Origin of the sequence: Kitasatospora sp. NPDC004745, from assembly GCF_042873275.1 — a bacterium.
Classification (GTDB): Bacteria; Actinomycetota; Actinomycetes; order Streptomycetales; family Streptomycetaceae; genus Kitasatospora.
This window is the reverse complement of sequence record NZ_JBIALK010000022.1, coordinates 19,440-34,272: the sequence shown is the minus strand read 5'-3', so window position 1 is coordinate 34,272 and position 14,833 is coordinate 19,440. Positions and strand designations below refer to the sequence as shown.

Annotated in this window: 10 protein-coding genes; 5 read left to right on the top strand and 5 right to left on the bottom strand. The window is 75.5% G+C overall.

Annotated elements, in window-relative coordinates; translation table 11 throughout:
* Positions 1-207 precede the first annotated feature (207 nt).
* The 4 genes from ACFYUY_RS29185 (at position 208) to ACFYUY_RS29170 (ending at position 5,307) form a co-directional block, all read left to right on the top strand.
* The gene (locus ACFYUY_RS29185; RefSeq protein WP_387905037.1) at positions 208-2,352 is read left to right on the top strand and encodes a protease pro-enzyme activation domain-containing protein; all 2,145 of its coding nucleotides are present in this window, start codon (positions 208-210) and stop codon (positions 2,350-2,352) included.
* A 278-nt stretch (positions 2,353-2,630) separates the two neighbouring features.
* Complete coding sequence (locus tag ACFYUY_RS29180) at positions 2,631-3,644, top strand: XRE family transcriptional regulator (protein ID WP_360212015.1); 1,014 nt, start codon at positions 2,631-2,633, stop codon at positions 3,642-3,644.
* A 240-nt stretch (positions 3,645-3,884) separates the two neighbouring features.
* A complete protein-coding gene (locus ACFYUY_RS29175; protein WP_387905035.1) occupies positions 3,885-4,355 on the top strand; it encodes a VOC family protein in 471 nt (156 codons plus the stop codon).
* 25 nt (positions 4,356-4,380) lie between these two features.
* Entirely contained in the window at positions 4,381-5,307 is a 927-nt protein-coding gene (locus ACFYUY_RS29170) for a pyridoxamine 5'-phosphate oxidase family protein (protein ID WP_360212019.1), read from the top strand.
* 165 nt (positions 5,308-5,472) lie between these two features.
* Here ACFYUY_RS29170 and ACFYUY_RS29165 read toward each other — a convergent pair whose 3' ends face one another.
* The 5 genes from ACFYUY_RS29165 to ACFYUY_RS29145 all read right to left on the bottom strand — a co-directional run bounded on the left by ACFYUY_RS29165 (position 5,473) and on the right by ACFYUY_RS29145 (position 11,772).
* Positions 5,473-6,225 (bottom strand): TrmH family RNA methyltransferase, encoded by a 753-nt coding sequence (locus ACFYUY_RS29165; RefSeq protein ID WP_387905032.1) that lies wholly within the window; start codon positions 6,223-6,225, stop codon positions 5,473-5,475.
* Positions 6,226-6,268: 43 nt separating this feature from the next.
* Positions 6,269-8,434 carry an FUSC family protein gene (locus ACFYUY_RS29160; protein ID WP_387905030.1) on the bottom strand — a complete coding sequence of 722 codons (2,166 nt, stop codon included), beginning with the start codon at positions 8,432-8,434 and terminating at the stop codon, positions 6,269-6,271.
* A gap of 10 nt (positions 8,435-8,444) precedes the next feature.
* Positions 8,445-9,794 carry an HTTM domain-containing protein gene (locus ACFYUY_RS29155; protein WP_387905028.1) on the bottom strand — a complete coding sequence of 450 codons (1,350 nt, stop codon included), beginning with the start codon at positions 9,792-9,794 and terminating at the stop codon, positions 8,445-8,447.
* The gene (locus ACFYUY_RS29150; RefSeq protein ID WP_387905026.1) at positions 9,791-10,456 is read right to left on the bottom strand and encodes a DUF5819 family protein; all 666 of its coding nucleotides are present in this window, start codon (positions 10,454-10,456) and stop codon (positions 9,791-9,793) included. Before ACFYUY_RS29150 ends, ACFYUY_RS29155 begins: the two co-directional genes overlap by 4 nt.
* Positions 10,457-10,548: 92 nt before the next feature.
* Entirely contained in the window at positions 10,549-11,772 is a 1,224-nt protein-coding gene (locus tag ACFYUY_RS29145) for a rhodanese-like domain-containing protein (protein WP_387905023.1), read from the bottom strand.
* Between the two features lie 279 nt (positions 11,773-12,051).
* Between ACFYUY_RS29145 and ACFYUY_RS29140 the strand changes: the two genes are divergently transcribed.
* Complete coding sequence (locus ACFYUY_RS29140) at positions 12,052-14,817, top strand: SpoIIE family protein phosphatase (protein WP_387905021.1); 2,766 nt, start codon at positions 12,052-12,054, stop codon at positions 14,815-14,817.
* The last annotated feature ends 16 nt before the right edge of the window (positions 14,818-14,833 follow it).

Sequence of the window (14,833 nt, the reverse complement as noted above, 5' to 3'; positions counted from 1 at the left end):
CTGGTATGGACCGGGCCGGGAATTCGGGCCATTCACTGTATGCGGGCCCGGCATTTCCAGCCCTCCACACTTGACTGTTTTTTAGCAACGAATTGCTTGACCATGAGCCAACTCGCGCAGTTGTTCTGTCATGTTCTAGCCAGCGTTCTCGACCCCGGAACGCCATGGCCCCCAGCCGGCCCCCACAGCCGGCCAGAGGAGGATCCGTTGCGCCCCCGCTCCCTTGCCCTCGCCGCGGCGATAGCCGTGCTGCCGCTGACCGCCGTCTCCCTCGGCGTCTCCACCGCGCAGGCCGCGCCCGCCCCCCGCGTCGCGCTCCCCGACACCGTCAACCCCGCGGTGGCCCACTCGGAGAAGAAGGGCGACGTCCCGGCCGAGCAGCAGATCTCGGTGGCCGTCAGCCTGAAGCTGCGTGACACCGACGCCCTGGACCGCTTCCTCACCGCGGTCACCACGCCGGGCGCCCCGGAGTTCGGCAAGTACCTGACGCCCGAGCAGTTCACCGCCCGGTTCGGCCCGACCCAGGCCGCCGTCGACCAGGTCAAGTCCTACCTGGCCGCCCAGGGCCTGACGGTCACCGACGTGAGCGCCAACCGCCAGGTGGTCAGCGCCCGCGGCACCACCGCCCAGGTCTCGCAGGCCTTCGGCACCCACGAGAGCGCCTACGTCGACCCGCAGCTGCAGCGGGCCTTCTTCGCCAACGACGCCGCCGCCTCCGTGCCCGCCGACCTGGCCTCCGTGGTCCAGGGCGTCGAGGGCCTGGACAACCACGCGGTGCGCAAGAACCGCCTGGCCAAGCCGAACGCGATCGCCCCGAAGGCCGCCACCGCGACCCCGAGCGGCTTCGGCCCGTCCCAGTACAACGGCGCCTACAACCTGAACAAGACCGGCGCCGACGGCACCGGCGTGACCGTCGCCCTCTGGGAGTTCGACGGCTACTCCAAGGGCAACCTGACCACCTACGACTCGCAGTACGGCCTGACCGGCCCGGCGGTCTCCACCGTCTCGGTGGACGGCGCCAACTACGACTCCAAGCCGGGCGAGGGCCAGGGCGAGGTCGAGCTGGACAGCGAGATCGTCCGCGGCGCCGCGCCCAAGGCGACCCAGCTGGTCTACGAGGCGCCCAACAGCGACCAGGGCGAGATCGACATGGCCAACAAGATCGTGGCCGACAACCGGGCCTCGGTCATCTCGATCTCCTGGGGCTCCTGCGAGCCCGACACCACCGCCGCCTCGATGACCGCGGTCGACAACGCCTTCAAGCAGGCCGCCGCCCAGGGCATCTCGATCTTCTCCGCCTCCGGCGACGACGGCTCGCGCGACTGCACCCGCTCCACCAGCGGCTCGACGGTCAAGGCGGTCGACTTCCCGGCGTCCAGCCCGCACCAGACCGGCGTCGGCGGCACCAACCTCAAGGTGTCCGGCACCGCCTACTCCTCCGAGAGCGCCTGGAGCACCGCCGGCGGCGGCGTCTCCACCGTGTTCGCCAAGCCCGCCTGGCAGACCGGCACCGGGATCAACGGCACCATGCGCACCGTCCCGGACGTCTCCTCCAACGCCGACCCGGCGAGCGGCTTCGCGATCTACACGGCCGGCGGCTGGCAGGTCTACGGCGGCACCAGCGCGGCCGCGCCGCTCTGGTCCGGCTACGCGGCCCAGTTCAACCAGAAGGCCAAGGCGGCCGGCCAGCCGGTCCTCGGCGAGGCCAGCCCCCGCCTGTACGCGGTCGCGAACGGCAGCGGCTCCGCCTCCGCGTTCCACGACGTGACCAGCGGCTCCAACCAGGACTTCCCGGCCAAGGCCGGCTACGACCAGGTCACCGGCTGGGGCTCCCCGATCGCCGACGGCCTGACCACCGCCCTGCTCGGCGGCACCACCCCGCCGCCCAGCGGCGGCTGCACCGCCGCCCAGCTGATCGGCAACGGCGGCTTCGAGACCGGCACGGCGTCCCCGTGGACGGCCTCCAGCGGCGTGGTCGACAACAGCTCCTCGCAGGCGGCGCACGCGGGCAGCTGGAAGGCCTGGATGGACGGCTACGGCTCCGCCCACAGCGACACCGTGTCGCAGACCGTCTCGATCCCGGCCGGCTGCAAGTCCGCGAGCCTGACCTTCTGGCTGCACGTCGACACCGCCGAGACCGGCTCCACCGCGTACGACAAGCTGACCGTCCAGGCCAACAGCACCACGCTGAAGACCTACTCCAACGTGGACGCCGCGGCCGGCTACGTGCAGCGCACCCTGGACCTGACCTCGTTCGCGGGCCAGACCGTCACGATCAAGTTCACCGGCACCGAGGACTCCTCGCTGCAGACCAGCTTCGTGATCGACGACGTGGCGCTGAACGTCGGCTGATCCCCGACCGCCAGCACCACCAGACCCCCGCCGGGGCGGCGCCGTACGGCCCGCCCCGGCGGTGTCCGTCGTCCGGCCGGATCCACGGCGGGTGTTTCCGAAGTGTTTCAAGATCGCTAACCCTTCGGTTCACCTGCCGTGACCACTGTCATACGCACGACTGATGACGTAGCCTCTCGACCGTGCATAGGGTTCCCCAAAGCTCGGTGAAGCCGCTGGCGGCGCGCCCCGGCGTCGGCCAGGTCCCACCGAACTCACCTGGTGGGGAGTGTCACCGCATGGCCGCACAGCAGCCTCAGGACTCCGCGCGGCTCCGACTGGTCGGACCGCGCCCGGAGCGCCCCGGCCCACCCGCGCCCGCACCGGCGCCGAACACCCCCTCCGCAGGACGGCCCGCCCCCGCGGGCGGCTTCGCGGACACCCTGCACCTGGCCATCGAGGCCAGCGGCCTCAGCCTGGACCGGATCCGGGCCGCACTCGCCCAACGCGGTGTCAGGGTCAGCGTCACGACCCTGAGTTACTGGCGCCGCGGGCGCAGCCAGCCCGAGCGGGCCAGCTCGCTGCGCGCCGTCCACCTGCTGGAGGAGCTGCTCGGGCTGCCGCACAGCGCGCTGACCTCGCTGCTCGGCCCGCCGCGCCCCCGCGGCCGCTGGGCCGCCACCGCCAACACCCTGCACCTCGGGCTGGAGGACGTCTGGCCCGGCGAGCAGGAGATCGCGGACATCTTCACCGAGCTGGACGCGCCGCCGGCCGGTGAGCTGGAGCGGCTGAGCATCCACGACTCGTACTACGTGGACGCCGAGCGGCGCGGCAACCTGCTGCGGATGCGCCAGGTGGTGCGGGCCACCGTCAGCGGCGTCGGCCGCTGCCTGGTGGTGCACAAGGCCGACGAGGAGGCCACCGGCTGCCCCGAGATCACCTCGGTGCGGCACGGCCGGCTCGGCCGGGTCCGCCGACGCCCGGAGGCCGGCCTGACCGTCGGCGAGCTGATGCTGGACCGCCCGCTGGCCCTCGGCGACAGCACGGTCTTCGAGTACGAGGTGGAGATCCCGCCCGGCGGCCCGACCCTGGAGTACAGCCGCCGCTTCGCGACGACGGTGCGCGAGTACGTGCTCCAGGTGCACTTCGACCCGGCGGCCGTCCCCGCGCACTGCGAGCGCTACGACCGCGAGCCGGGCGCCGACGTCGACCACCGCCGCGAGCAGCTCTGGATCGGCGCCTCCGCGAGCGCCCACGTGCTGGCCCCGGACCAGCAGCCGGGACACATCGGCATCCGCTGGGAGTGGCAGTAGCCGCCGACCGTCCCGTGGGCACCACCCCTTGACCGACCCCCGTTGACCGACCCCCGTTGAGCCCGCCGGACCGCGTCCGGCGGATTCTTCGCGTGCCCGGTCCGGCCGCGCGCCCACGCCGACACCTAACCCCTTCGTGGACCGGTACCGGTTGACGCCCCATCACCTAACCCCTACATTCGTGAGTACCGGTTAGGCAGCAGCCTCGCCGACGGCCCCACACCACGGGAGTGACCAGGCATGTCCGCCACCACCGCGCTCCGCACCCTGACCACCGGCCACATCGGGCTGAACGTCACCGACCTGGCCCGCTCGATCGACTTCTACCGCGCCGTGTTCGGCCTGGAGGTCACCCGCGAGGGCACCGACCCCGAGCGCCGCTTCGCCCTGCTCGGCCGCGACGGCCGCCTCGTGGTGACGCTCTGGCAGCAGAGCGAGGGCACCTTCGCCACCTCCGCGCCCGGCCTGCACCACCTCTCCTTCGAGGTCGAGAGCCTCCAGGAGGTCCGCGCCGCCGAGGAACTGCTGCGCGGACTCGGCGCCTCCTTCGCCCACGGCGGCGTCGTCCCGCACAACGAGGGCTCGGCCTCCGGCGGCATCTTCTTCACCGACCCCGACGGCATCCGGCTGGAGATCTACACCCGCACCGGGGTGGACGAGACCGGGGCCACCGCCCCCACCCCCTCCGCCCCGACCTGCGGTTTCTTCTAACGAGCACCCCCGACTGGAGCCGGCCATGACGCCCCCCACCGCGACGCCCTACCACCCCGGCGAACGGGCCGCCCAGGCCCGGGCCGGCCGGAGCGACCGGGCGGACCACGCCGGCCGGTCAATCCGGGACACCGTCCCGGCGGTGGCCGCCCGTTTCCTCGCCGAACGCCGGATGCTCGTCCTCGGCGCCGCCGACCGGGACGGCCGGATCTGGGCCACCCAGCTGGCCGGCCCCGCCGGCTTCCTGCAGGCCCCCGACGAGCGGACCCTGGCGGTGGCCGCCCACCCCGCCGGGGACGACCCGCTGGCCGCGGCGCTGACCCGGCCCGCCCGGGTCGGCACCATCGCCCTGGACCCGGCCGGCCGCCGCCGGATGCGGCTCAACGGCCGCTCCGCACCGGACGGCCGGGGCGGCCTGACGATCACCGCCGAGCAGGTGGTCGCCAACTGCCCCAAGTACATCCAGCGCCGCACCCCGCTGGACCGGCCCGCCGCCGGCCCGCCGCGCGCGGTCGCCGCCGGGCCGGTGCTGTCCACCGCCCAGCAGCTGACCGCGGCCACCGCCGACACCTTCTTCGTCGCCACCACCGGCCCGGACGGCAGCGTGGACGCCTCCCACCGGGGCGGCTTCCCCGGCTTCCTGCAGGCGGTGGCGCCGGACCGGCTGCGCTGGCCCGAGTACCCGGGCAACAGCATGTTCCTGACCCTCGGCAACCTGGAGCTGGACCCGCGCGCCGGCCTGCTGCTGCCCGACTGGGAGACCGGCGGGGCGCTGCTGGTCACCGGGGAGGCCCGGACCGACTGGTCCGACGGGGCCCGGCAGGGCGCCCCGGGCGCCGAGCGGATGGTCGAACTGACCGTCACCGGCGTCCGCGAGCTGGCCGACGCCACCCCGCTGACCTGGACCGGACCGGAGTACTCCCCGGCCCTCCCGCCCGCCGCCGCGGCCTGACGCGCCACCACCGCCCGCCCCGGACAAGGCCTTCCGACCGCAAGGCCGTTCCAGGCCCTCCAGCAGGCCCAGGGCCGGACCGGCCCGGACGCCGCCGGCCACCCGGGCCCGGAGACCTGGCGCCGGCTGTTCTCCTGACCGCCCGGCGGCCCGCGGCGCGACGCCTCAGCGCCGCCCGGACATCCAGTGGAAGAGACCCATCGCCACGCTGGTCGCCAGGTTGAAGCTGGACACCCCCGGCTGCATCGGCACCGCGACCAGCTGGTCCGCCCGCGCCCTGAGCTCCGCCGAGACGCCGTGCCGCTCGGTCCCGAAGGCGAGCAACGCGTCGTCCGGGAAGGGCAGCGTGCGGATGTCCGCGCCCTCCGGGTCCAGCACGTACAACGGCCCGGCGGGCAGCTCCGGCAGGGCCAGCCGCTCCACGGCGGTGGCGAAGTGCAGGCCGGCGCTGCCGCGCAGCACCGTCGGGTGCCACGGGTCCAGGTCGCCGGTGGTGACCACGCCGGTGGCGCCGAACCCGGCCGCCAGCCGGATCACCGCCCCGACGTTGCCCAGGTTGCGCGGGTTCTCCAGCAGCACCACCGGGGCCCGCCGGGGGCGCTCGGCCAGCACCGCCAGGTTCGCGGCGACGGACGGCCGCACCGCCAGCGCGATCACCCCGGTCGGGTGCAGCCGGGGCGCCAGCGCCCGCAGCCGCGGCTCCGGCAGCTCCTCGGCCAGGCCGTCCAGCGCGGGCAGCACGTCCGCCGCCAGCTCCGCGGCCAGCTCCAGCAGCGCCGCCCGGTCGGCGGTCAGCACCCGCCGGACGTCCCCGCCGAAGCGCAGTGCGTGCTTCAGCGCGTGGAACCCGTCCAGCAGCAGCGCCCCCGGCTCCCGCTCCGCCACCCGCCACGCCCGCACCAGCTCGTCCTCGTCCATGGCGTTCACTCTGTCACCCCGGTGGACCCCGGCCCGCCGGGGCCTACCGCGGGCCCTCCGGCGCCGGCACCGCCTCCCGGTACCGCGCCTCCTCCGGCCCCCGGACGTCCTCCCGCCCGCGCAGCGCCCGCTCCAGGTCCTTCAGCGCCTGCCCGAGCAGTCGCGTCCCGGCCCGCACGACGTCCCGCTGCACCCCGGCCGGCGCCTGCGCCAGTCGCTCCTCCAGCCGCGCCTGGGCCTCCCGCACGGCGTCGAACTCCACCGGCCGCCCGGTCAGCAGCGCGGCCCCCGCGAGCGCGGTGGCCAACCGCAGCTCCTCCGCGTACTCCGCGGTGCCCGGGACGGGATCGGCGTCGGCGGCCGGGAGATGGGCCTCCAGCAGGACGGCGACCCGCCCCAGGTGCCCGACCGCGGCTCGGGCCCGGTCCAGCTGGCGCCGGTTCAGCCCGGGCAGCCCGGAGGCGTGCCGGCCCGGTTCGGCGTCGGCCCGCTCCATCGCCTGGAGCAGTTCGGAGCGGGCCTCCCGGGAGTCCAGCAGCGCCGAGCGCACCGCCCGTCCGCGCGGCGCCGCCGGGTCCTCGTAGCAGGCGACGACGGCGCCCGCGTACCGCCCGGCGGCGGCCAGCCACTCGGCCAGCCGCTCCCCCAGCCGGGCGGTCTGCCAGGTGGGGAAGAGCGCGTACGCGACCAGCGCCACCGACCCGCCGAGCAGGGTGAGCCCGACCCGCTCGACGGCCGTGGTGAACGGGTCCCCGGCCTGCAGGCCGAGCAGGAACACCACGTAGGAGGAGATGCCGACGGTCATCAGCGCGTACCCGGTCCGCAGGGTGAGGTACGCCCCGCCGATGCAGAGCACGGCGAGCACCGCCAGGACCCACTCGCCGGGGTGGGCGAGCTGCACCACCAGGGTGGAGACGGCCACGCCGACGACGGTGCCGGCCAGCCGGGCGACGCCCCGGCTGTAGGTCTGTGCGAAGTCCGGCCGCATCACCATGGCCGCCGTCATCGGTGCCCAGTACCCGTGGTGGAAGCCGGCCAGCCGGGCCAGCAGGTAGGCGACGGTGACCACGCCGGCGAGCCGGACGGCGTGCTGGAAGACCGCGGAGCGCGGCTGGAACTGGCGCTGCACCATGCGCAGGGCCACCGGCAGCATCCGGAACATCGGCGGCTTGTGCAGCGCTCCGCCGGCCCCGACCACCGGGGTGCTGATGGTCTCCTCGTCGCCCCGGTCGAGGGCGTCGGCGGCCTTGCGCAGCAGCCCACCCAGCCGCCGGGCGGACCGCCGGGCCGCGCCCCGGAGCCGGACGCCCTCCTCGGGGGTGGCCAGCGTGAGCGAGGGCGCCGAGCGGGGTAGCCGGACCGCCTCGCCGCTGCGGACGGCCCGGGCCAGGGCATCCATCACCTCGGCCGAGGCGGCCAGCACCTCGCGGGCCCGGTCGCGCTCCGGGCCCTCCGCGGGAGCACCGACCCTGGGGTCGGCGAGTGCGGCCAGGGTGGGCCGGATGCGCTCGGCGAGGCCGCGCAGGCCGCGCAGTTCGGGCGGCCGGTGGCGGTCCTGCCAGGGCGTGAGCGCGGCGGCGTGCCGGGCGGTCATGAACGGCGCCGGGTCGACGTGCGCGGTCGGGTCCTGGCGCAACCTGCGGGCGTAGTCGGCGAGTTCCGCGTAGGTGTCGGCGAGGGCGTCCCGCTGGGCGGTCCAACTGCCGATCGGCCAGAGGGTGATCACGGCGGCCTGGACGACGCCGCCGAGGGCGCAGAGGAGTCCGTGGCCGAGCGCGGCGAGCGCGCTGACCGGCAGCTGGACGACGACCAGCATCACCGAGACGGTGTTGGCGGCGACCACGCCGGCGGTGGGCCCGATCGCCCAGGCCAGTCCGGCGCCGAAGGCCCAGACCGCCAGCAGCACCGGGAAGAGGCCGGCGACCCCGGCCGCCAGGTAGCCGAGGAAGGTGCTGGTGCCCAGCGCGAGGCCGGCCGCGACGGCGAGGCTGGCCCGGGGCCGGAAGCTGCGCTGGAAGGTGGCCGTACCGGCGATGAACGCGCCCATCGCGGCGGAGGTGGCGGGGGTCGGGCCGGCGAGCGCCAGGGTCGGGAGGAGCACCAGGGCGACGGCGACGGCACCGCGGACGGCCCGTTTGGGGTCGGTGAGCGCCCGGTCGAGGGTCAGTCCGGTCCGCGCGGTGTCACGAAGGGCGGCGAACCAGGACATGTCGGTCAGCCTAAGTGACGGGCCCCCGGCCCCGCCGGATCCGCTGCACCCGGGCCGCCAGCCAGAGCAGCGCCCCGGTCGGCAGGAAGACCGCGTCCGCCGCGATCATCGCGAGGGAGAAGACCGGCAGCCCGAGCAGCACCGCGATCCCCAGGTGCTCGGCCATCATCACGGCCAGCAGCACGTTCTTCACCCGCCGGTTGAGCAGGGTGAAGGGGAACGCGACCTGCACGACCACCGTGCCGTAGGAGATCAGGAAGACCGGCACCAGCGCCGAGCCGACCAGGGCGGACAGCCACGGCCAGGGCGCGAAGTAGTCCAGGTGCAGCGGGTAGTACAGCGCGGTGCCGTCCTGCCAGCGCGAGCCCTGCACCTTGTACCAGCCGGCCGTCGCGTAGATCAGCACCACCTCGGCGGCGATCACCAGCATGGCGCAGTTGTGCACCATGGTGGCCAGCGCGTCCAGCACCGCCCGCGCCTCGCCGCCCGGGCGCAGCCGTCCCAGCGCCCACCAGAGCCCGGCGACCGCCCACAGGCCCCAGAACAGCGGCGCCCAGCCGACGTACGGGAAGGTCCGGGCCGTCCAGGTGAGGCTCTCGCCGGAGAAGTCGCCGAGCTGGCAGAGCGCCAGGACGGCGCCGAGCAGCCCCCAGAGCAGCACCCCGCCGCGGTCGGCCCCGGACCGGCCCGGGGGGAGCGCCCGGCGGGCGGCCCGGCGGGCATCGAACGACCACACCTCGGCGCAGCGGGTGAAGACCAGGTAGACCGCCATCAGGTGGACGACGTTGTCGCCGCCGTCGCCCAGGAAGACGTCGCGGTTCTGCAGGGACAGCACGGTGACCAGGAACAGCACGCCGCTCGCCCTGGTCCGCCAGCCGAGGACCACGGCCAGCGCGGCCAGCACCGCCAGGTGGTAGACCAGCTCGAACCAGAACCGCCCCCCGAACCAGGGCAGCACGGTGAACGCCCCGTTGTCGGCGAGCAGCCGCTCGGCCAGCTCCATCGACCAGGGGGAGCGGTCGCCGTACAGCACCCGCCGGTTGGGCCACTCGCGCAGCAGGTAGGCGAGCCAGACCAGCCCGAAGCCGATCCGCACCACCGCGGCCTGGTGCCGGCCGAACAGCTGCCCGGTGAACGCCGCGACGGCCCGCGCGGCCGCCGTGCCCAGGGCCGCCCGGGCGGCGGGTACGGTGCCACCGGGCGCGACGGGCCCGGGTGCGACGACCCCCGGCGCGACGGGCCCGGCCGCGGGCGGCGGCCCGGCCTGCTGCGGCAGCCCGACCGCCCCGGCGTCGACGGGGGAGTCGACGGGGGCCTGCGCGGGGGCACCGGCCGGTGGCCGCGACGACGTCTCGTTCACCCGAGCCCCCGGTAGTCCTCGTCGCCCACCGGCCACCACGGCAGCTCCCGCGCCTTCGGCGCCGCCGGCGCGGCCTCGCCGCTCCAGGACGGCGGCGGGACGGTCGTCGCGGTCACCCGGAACTCGATCTCCAGGATCCGCTCACCGGCCACCTCCCGGCCGATCCGCTGCAGGGCGATCCGCTTGAGGTACTGCTCGGCGAGCTTGCCGCGGGCGTTGGTGAGGGAGTCGTCCTGCGGGCTGTGCGAACCGTCGTAGAAGTCCCAGGCCCGGCGCAGCAGGTTCTGGTCGACGTGGCTGGGCGCGGGGTTGCCGCGCACCGCGGCGAGGTCCTGCGCCGTCAGCCCGGTCCAGTCCCGGGTGGTGGTGGCGCCGCCGTCCCCGACGGTGCGCACCCGGGCGTCCAGGCTGACGTTCTGCTGCAGCGGGTTGGGCGCGAACAGCTTCCAGTTCTGCTCGAACTCCGGGTACACCAGGCCGTCGACCTCCGCCCGGTACTGCCGGGAGAGCGCGTTGGGCGGCGCGACGTGCAGGAACACCGCGGCGAGGAAGAGCCCGGTCGCGACCACCAGCACCGCCCCGGCCAGGCCGAGCACCAGTTGCGCGGGCGCCGACCAGACCCGCCCGGGGGCCGGTGCCGGCCCCGTCGTCGTCTCCGTCACGGCCTCCCCGATCCGGTGGGCGCGCCGGCCCGGTCCCGTCCCGGCGCGGTCGCGCGCCCATCCTGCCCTACCGGGCGGGGATGCAGGAGACCTCAGAGCACGTAGGCGTCCTGGCCGGTGCTGCTCACCATCGGGCGGCCGGCACCCTCCCAGGCGTACATGCCGCCGTCCACGTTCACCGCGTCCCGGCCCTGCTGCACCAGGTACTGGACGACCTGCGCGGAGCGGCCGCCGACCCGGCAGAGGACGTAGAGCTTGCCGTCCGGCAGCTCGCCGAGCCGGGCGATCACCTCGCCGAGCGGGATGTGCAGCGCGCCGTCCACGTGCCCGGCGTCCCACTCGTCCTGCTCGCGCACGTCCAGGAGGGCGGCGTCGGCGGGCACGGCGGCAGCGGCGGCGGAGGGGATCTGCGCGAACATCGTGGGGCTCTCCTGGTGGGGGTGCGTTCCGGCCGAAGGAGGCCGGGGGTCGGCGGTCGGGTCGGTGCCATTGTCGCCCACCGGCGGGCGGTGACCGCCGTGCGCGGACTGCGGGCCGCCGAGCAGCCGCTCCAGTTCGGCCTGCTGGGCGGCGGCCTTGGCGAGCAGTTCCTCGGCGAGCTGCTCCAGCAGCCCGTCCGGGTCCTGCGGGGCGAGCGCGAGCAGCTGCCCCATCGGGGTGCGCTCCAGCCGGACCTGCTCGACGGCGGTCTCGGTGATCTTGGCGGTCAGCCACTCGAGCCGGCGGCGCAGCCACTCCAGCCGGTCGGGCGCGTCGACGGCGGGCGCGGCCTCGGGCGCGGTCGACCACTCGGCGGCCAGGCCCTCCAGCGCGGTGCCGTCGCCGAGGGCGTAGGCCTCGTTGACCCGGGCCAGGAACGCGGCGCGCCGCTCCTGCTCGGCCGGGTCGGTGCTCAGGTCGGGGTGAGCGCGGCGGACCAGCTCCCGGTAGACGCGCTGGGCGTCCCGCCCGGGGCGCACCCGGGCGGGCGCGGCGGGCGGCGGCGCGGCCGCCTCCTGCTCCCGCACGGAGTCGAACAGCGCGTCCAGGTCGGGCAGCTCCTCGACCTGTCGGCGGGCCTCGGCGGCCCGGCGCAGGTCCTCGGGGTTCCCGGTCCGGGCGGCGACCGCCTCGGCGACCAGCGCCTCCAGCTCGTCCAGCCGCGCGTACAGCGGGCCGAGCAGCTGATGGTGGATCAGGGCGAAGTTGTCGATCTCGACCCGGAGCGTCTGCACGTCGACGTCCATGCTCAGCCAGGCGAGTTCCGCGGCGGCGACCCGCTCCTCCAGCTCCTGCTGCTCCGGATCCGTCCAGCGGACGGGGCTCTGCGCGCTCACTTCTCGCCTCTGTCTCGTCCGGCCTGCTGCGTCCCGCGGAACCGCCCCGCGGGGCGGCCCGGCCTGCCACCCTACCGTTGTGCGCGAAAGCCCCGTCCGGGTGAACGAGGAGCGCGGACCGGCGCGCGCCGCACGACACGCAACCGATCCTGAGGAATCTCCCCGTTTCGCTATCGAGCCCGGCCCGGTCCGTGCTTCGCTGGTATCCACACAGCGTGCCTTCCTCCGGAGAGACGGCCGCCTCCAGGCGTGGCGGCCAGGCGGGAGCAGACCGAATCCATGGTGGCCGAGTCCAACTCCACACCGCGTCCGGCGGGCGCCGACACCGTGCCGGGTGACCACCCGACCGGCGTGGCCGCCCTGGTCCGGCTCGCCCTCGTCCTGGTCGACCGGACCGGACGGATCGCCCAGTGGAGCCGGGCCGCCGAGGAACTGTTCGGACACCGCGCCGACGTCGCCCACGACCGTGCCGCCAGCGGGCTGCTGCCCGCCGTCGAACCGCTCGGCGCCTCCGGCTCCGTCGTCCGGCGCCGCTGCGACGCCCTGGACACCCTGGCCGCGCTGACCTCCGAGGGCCGCCCCTGGGCCGGGCAGATGCCGGTCACCGACCGCGAGGAGCACCTGCGCGACGTGCTCTGGTGGGCCTACCCGCTGCCCGAGCCGTTCGGCGGCCTGCTGGCCCTCGCCGCCGACGCCCGGCCGCTGCGCACCGCCGGCCCGCGGCTCGTGCTCGGCGAGCGGCTGCTCCCGTTCGCCGCCACCCCGTCCGCCCGGGGCGGCTTCCACCGGCTGGGCGCCACCCTGACCGCACCGGGGCGGCTGAGCGCCGGCCTGCTCCCGGCCGACCGGCTCGTCCCGCTGCTGCCGGCCGGCTCGGCCGACCGCCGGGCCCTGCTGCTCGACGCCCTGGACCGGGCCGGGCTGCCCGCCCTGCGGCTGGACGCGTCCACCGTGCTGCCGGTCCTGCCCGCCGACGCCCAGGCCGCCGCCGCGCACGCGGCCGCCGGGCTCGGCCGGCGCTACCCGACCGCCCAGCAGCGCGCCGCCCGGCTCGGCCCGACCCCGCCGCCCGACCCCGCCGCGCCCGCGGCCCGCACCGTCCGGGGCCGCCCGCCCGGGCCGCTGCCGGCCCAGCGCGAGGCCGCCGAACCCGTCACCGCCGAATCCGTCACCGCCGCACCGCCGACCGCCCCGCCGCCCGCCGGAGGAGGAGTCCCCATCGACCAGGCCGCCGCCGAGCCGTCCACCCGCGCACCGTCCTCCCCCGGGGCGTCCGGCCCCGAGCCGGCCGGCAACGGCCACCGGCCGCCCCCCGTCGTCCCGGCCCCCGCGGCCGCCGAGGCCGCGCAGCCCGGGCGGCTGGGCCCGTTCCTGACCAACGGGCAGGCCGGCGAGCAGCTGGCCCTGCTGAACGAGGTCGGCGGCAAGGTCGGCACCACCCTGGACCTCGGCTTCACCGCGCACGAGCTCTGCCAGGTGCTGGTCCCCCGGGTCGCCGACTTCGCCTGCGTGGACCTGGTGGACGGGCTGATCTCCGACTCCGAGCTACCGGTCGCCCGGCCGGACGACGACACCATGCTCCGGAGGGTCGCCCTCGTCTACAACGAGACCGGCGGCGCCTGGGACCACGTGCTCGCCGAGGGCTCGCTGGTCAGCATGCCCCGCCGGACCCCGCCCGGGATGGCCCTGCAGCTCAACCAGCCGGTGCTGGTCCCGGTGGTCAGCGAGGACGTCGCCGTCGACTACGCGATCGCGCTCGGCGGCGTCCGGCTCGCCCCGGTGGTCACCGGCCGCTCGATGCTGGTGGTGCCGCTGTCCGCCCGGGGCACCGTGCTGGGCATCCTCAAGCTGCTCCGGCTGCCGGACCGCGCGCCCTTCGACGAGAGCGACGCCGCCACCCTCAAGGAACTGGCCGTCCGCGCCGCGCTCTCCCTGGACAACGCCCGGCTGCACCGCGCCGAGGCCAGGGTGGCGACCACCCTGCAGCGTTCGATGATCCCGACCCGCCCGCCGCAGATCCCGGGCGTACAGATCGCCCACCGCTACCTGCCGGGCGACCCGAAGGCCGAGGTCGGCGGCGACTGGTTCGACGCGATCCAGCTGCCCGGCAGCCGGGTCGCCCTGGTGGTCGGCGACGTGATGGGGCACGGCCTGCACTCGGCGGCCGCGATGGGTCGCTTCCGCACCGCCATGCAGACCCTCGCCGCCCTCGACCTGCCGCCCGGCCAGCTGCTGCGCCACCTGGACAACCTGGCCCACAAGCTCGGCGACGACCACCTCGCCACCTGCCTGTACGCGGTCTACGACCCGATCAACCGCACCTGCGAGCTGGCCAGCGCCGGCCACGTCCCCCCGGTGCTGGTGCACCCCGACGGCTCCGGCGAACTGCTGGAGATCCCGGCCGGCGCACCGATCGGCGTCGGCGGCGTCCCGTTCGTCGCCAAGACGATCGACGTCTCGGACGGTTCGATGCTGGTGCTGTGCACCGACGGCCTGGTCGAGGTCCGCGGCGGTGACATAGGGGCGGGCCTGGCCGCGCTCTGCGGGAACCTGATCGACCCGCGGCAGAGCCCGGAACAGGCCTGCGACGTGGTGCTCAAGCGGCTGCACTCGGACGACCGGAAGGACGACGTCGCCCTGCTGGTGGCCCGCTTCGACGGGGTCGCCCCGTCCGAGGTGGCCACCTGGGACCTCACGGTGGACCACCGCGAGGTCCGCCGGGCCCGTTCACTGGTCCGCGAGCAGCTGGCCGGCTGGCACCTGGAGGCGCTCAGCGACACCACCGAGCTGCTGGTCAGCGAGCTGGTCACGAACGCCGTCCGGGTGGCCCGGGACCGCGTCCAGCTCCAGCTGATCCGGGTGGACAAACTGCTGGTCGAGGTCAGCGACGACAACCACAACCTGCCGTCGCTGGAGCCCGCCGAGCAGCTCGGCGAGACCGGCCGGGGCCTCACCCTGGTGACCAAGCTGGCCGAGCGCTGGGGCACCGCCCGCAAGGCGGTGGGGAAGGTCGTCTGGTTCGAGCTCCCGCTCCCGCACGCCTGACGCGCCGGTGCGCGCC

What these genes read in the sequence shown, in the direction of transcription:
- ACFYUY_RS29180 (WP_360212015.1), top strand. Translation starts at nt 2,631, where the DNA reads ATGGCCGCACAGCAGCCTCAGGACTCCGCGCGGCTCCGACTGGTCGGA.
- ACFYUY_RS29175 (WP_387905035.1), top strand. Translation starts at nt 3,885, where the DNA reads ATGTCCGCCACCACCGCGCTCCGCACCCTGACCACCGGCCACATCGGG.
- ACFYUY_RS29170 (WP_360212019.1), top strand. Translation starts at nt 4,381, where the DNA reads ATGACGCCCCCCACCGCGACGCCCTACCACCCCGGCGAACGGGCCGCC.
- ACFYUY_RS29165 (WP_387905032.1), bottom strand. Translation starts at nt 6,225, where the DNA reads ATGGACGAGGACGAGCTGGTGCGGGCGTGGCGGGTGGCGGAGCGGGAG.
- ACFYUY_RS29160 (WP_387905030.1), bottom strand. Translation starts at nt 8,434, where the DNA reads ATGTCCTGGTTCGCCGCCCTTCGTGACACCGCGCGGACCGGACTGACC.
- ACFYUY_RS29140 (WP_387905021.1), top strand. Translation starts at nt 12,052, where the DNA reads ATGGTGGCCGAGTCCAACTCCACACCGCGTCCGGCGGGCGCCGACACC.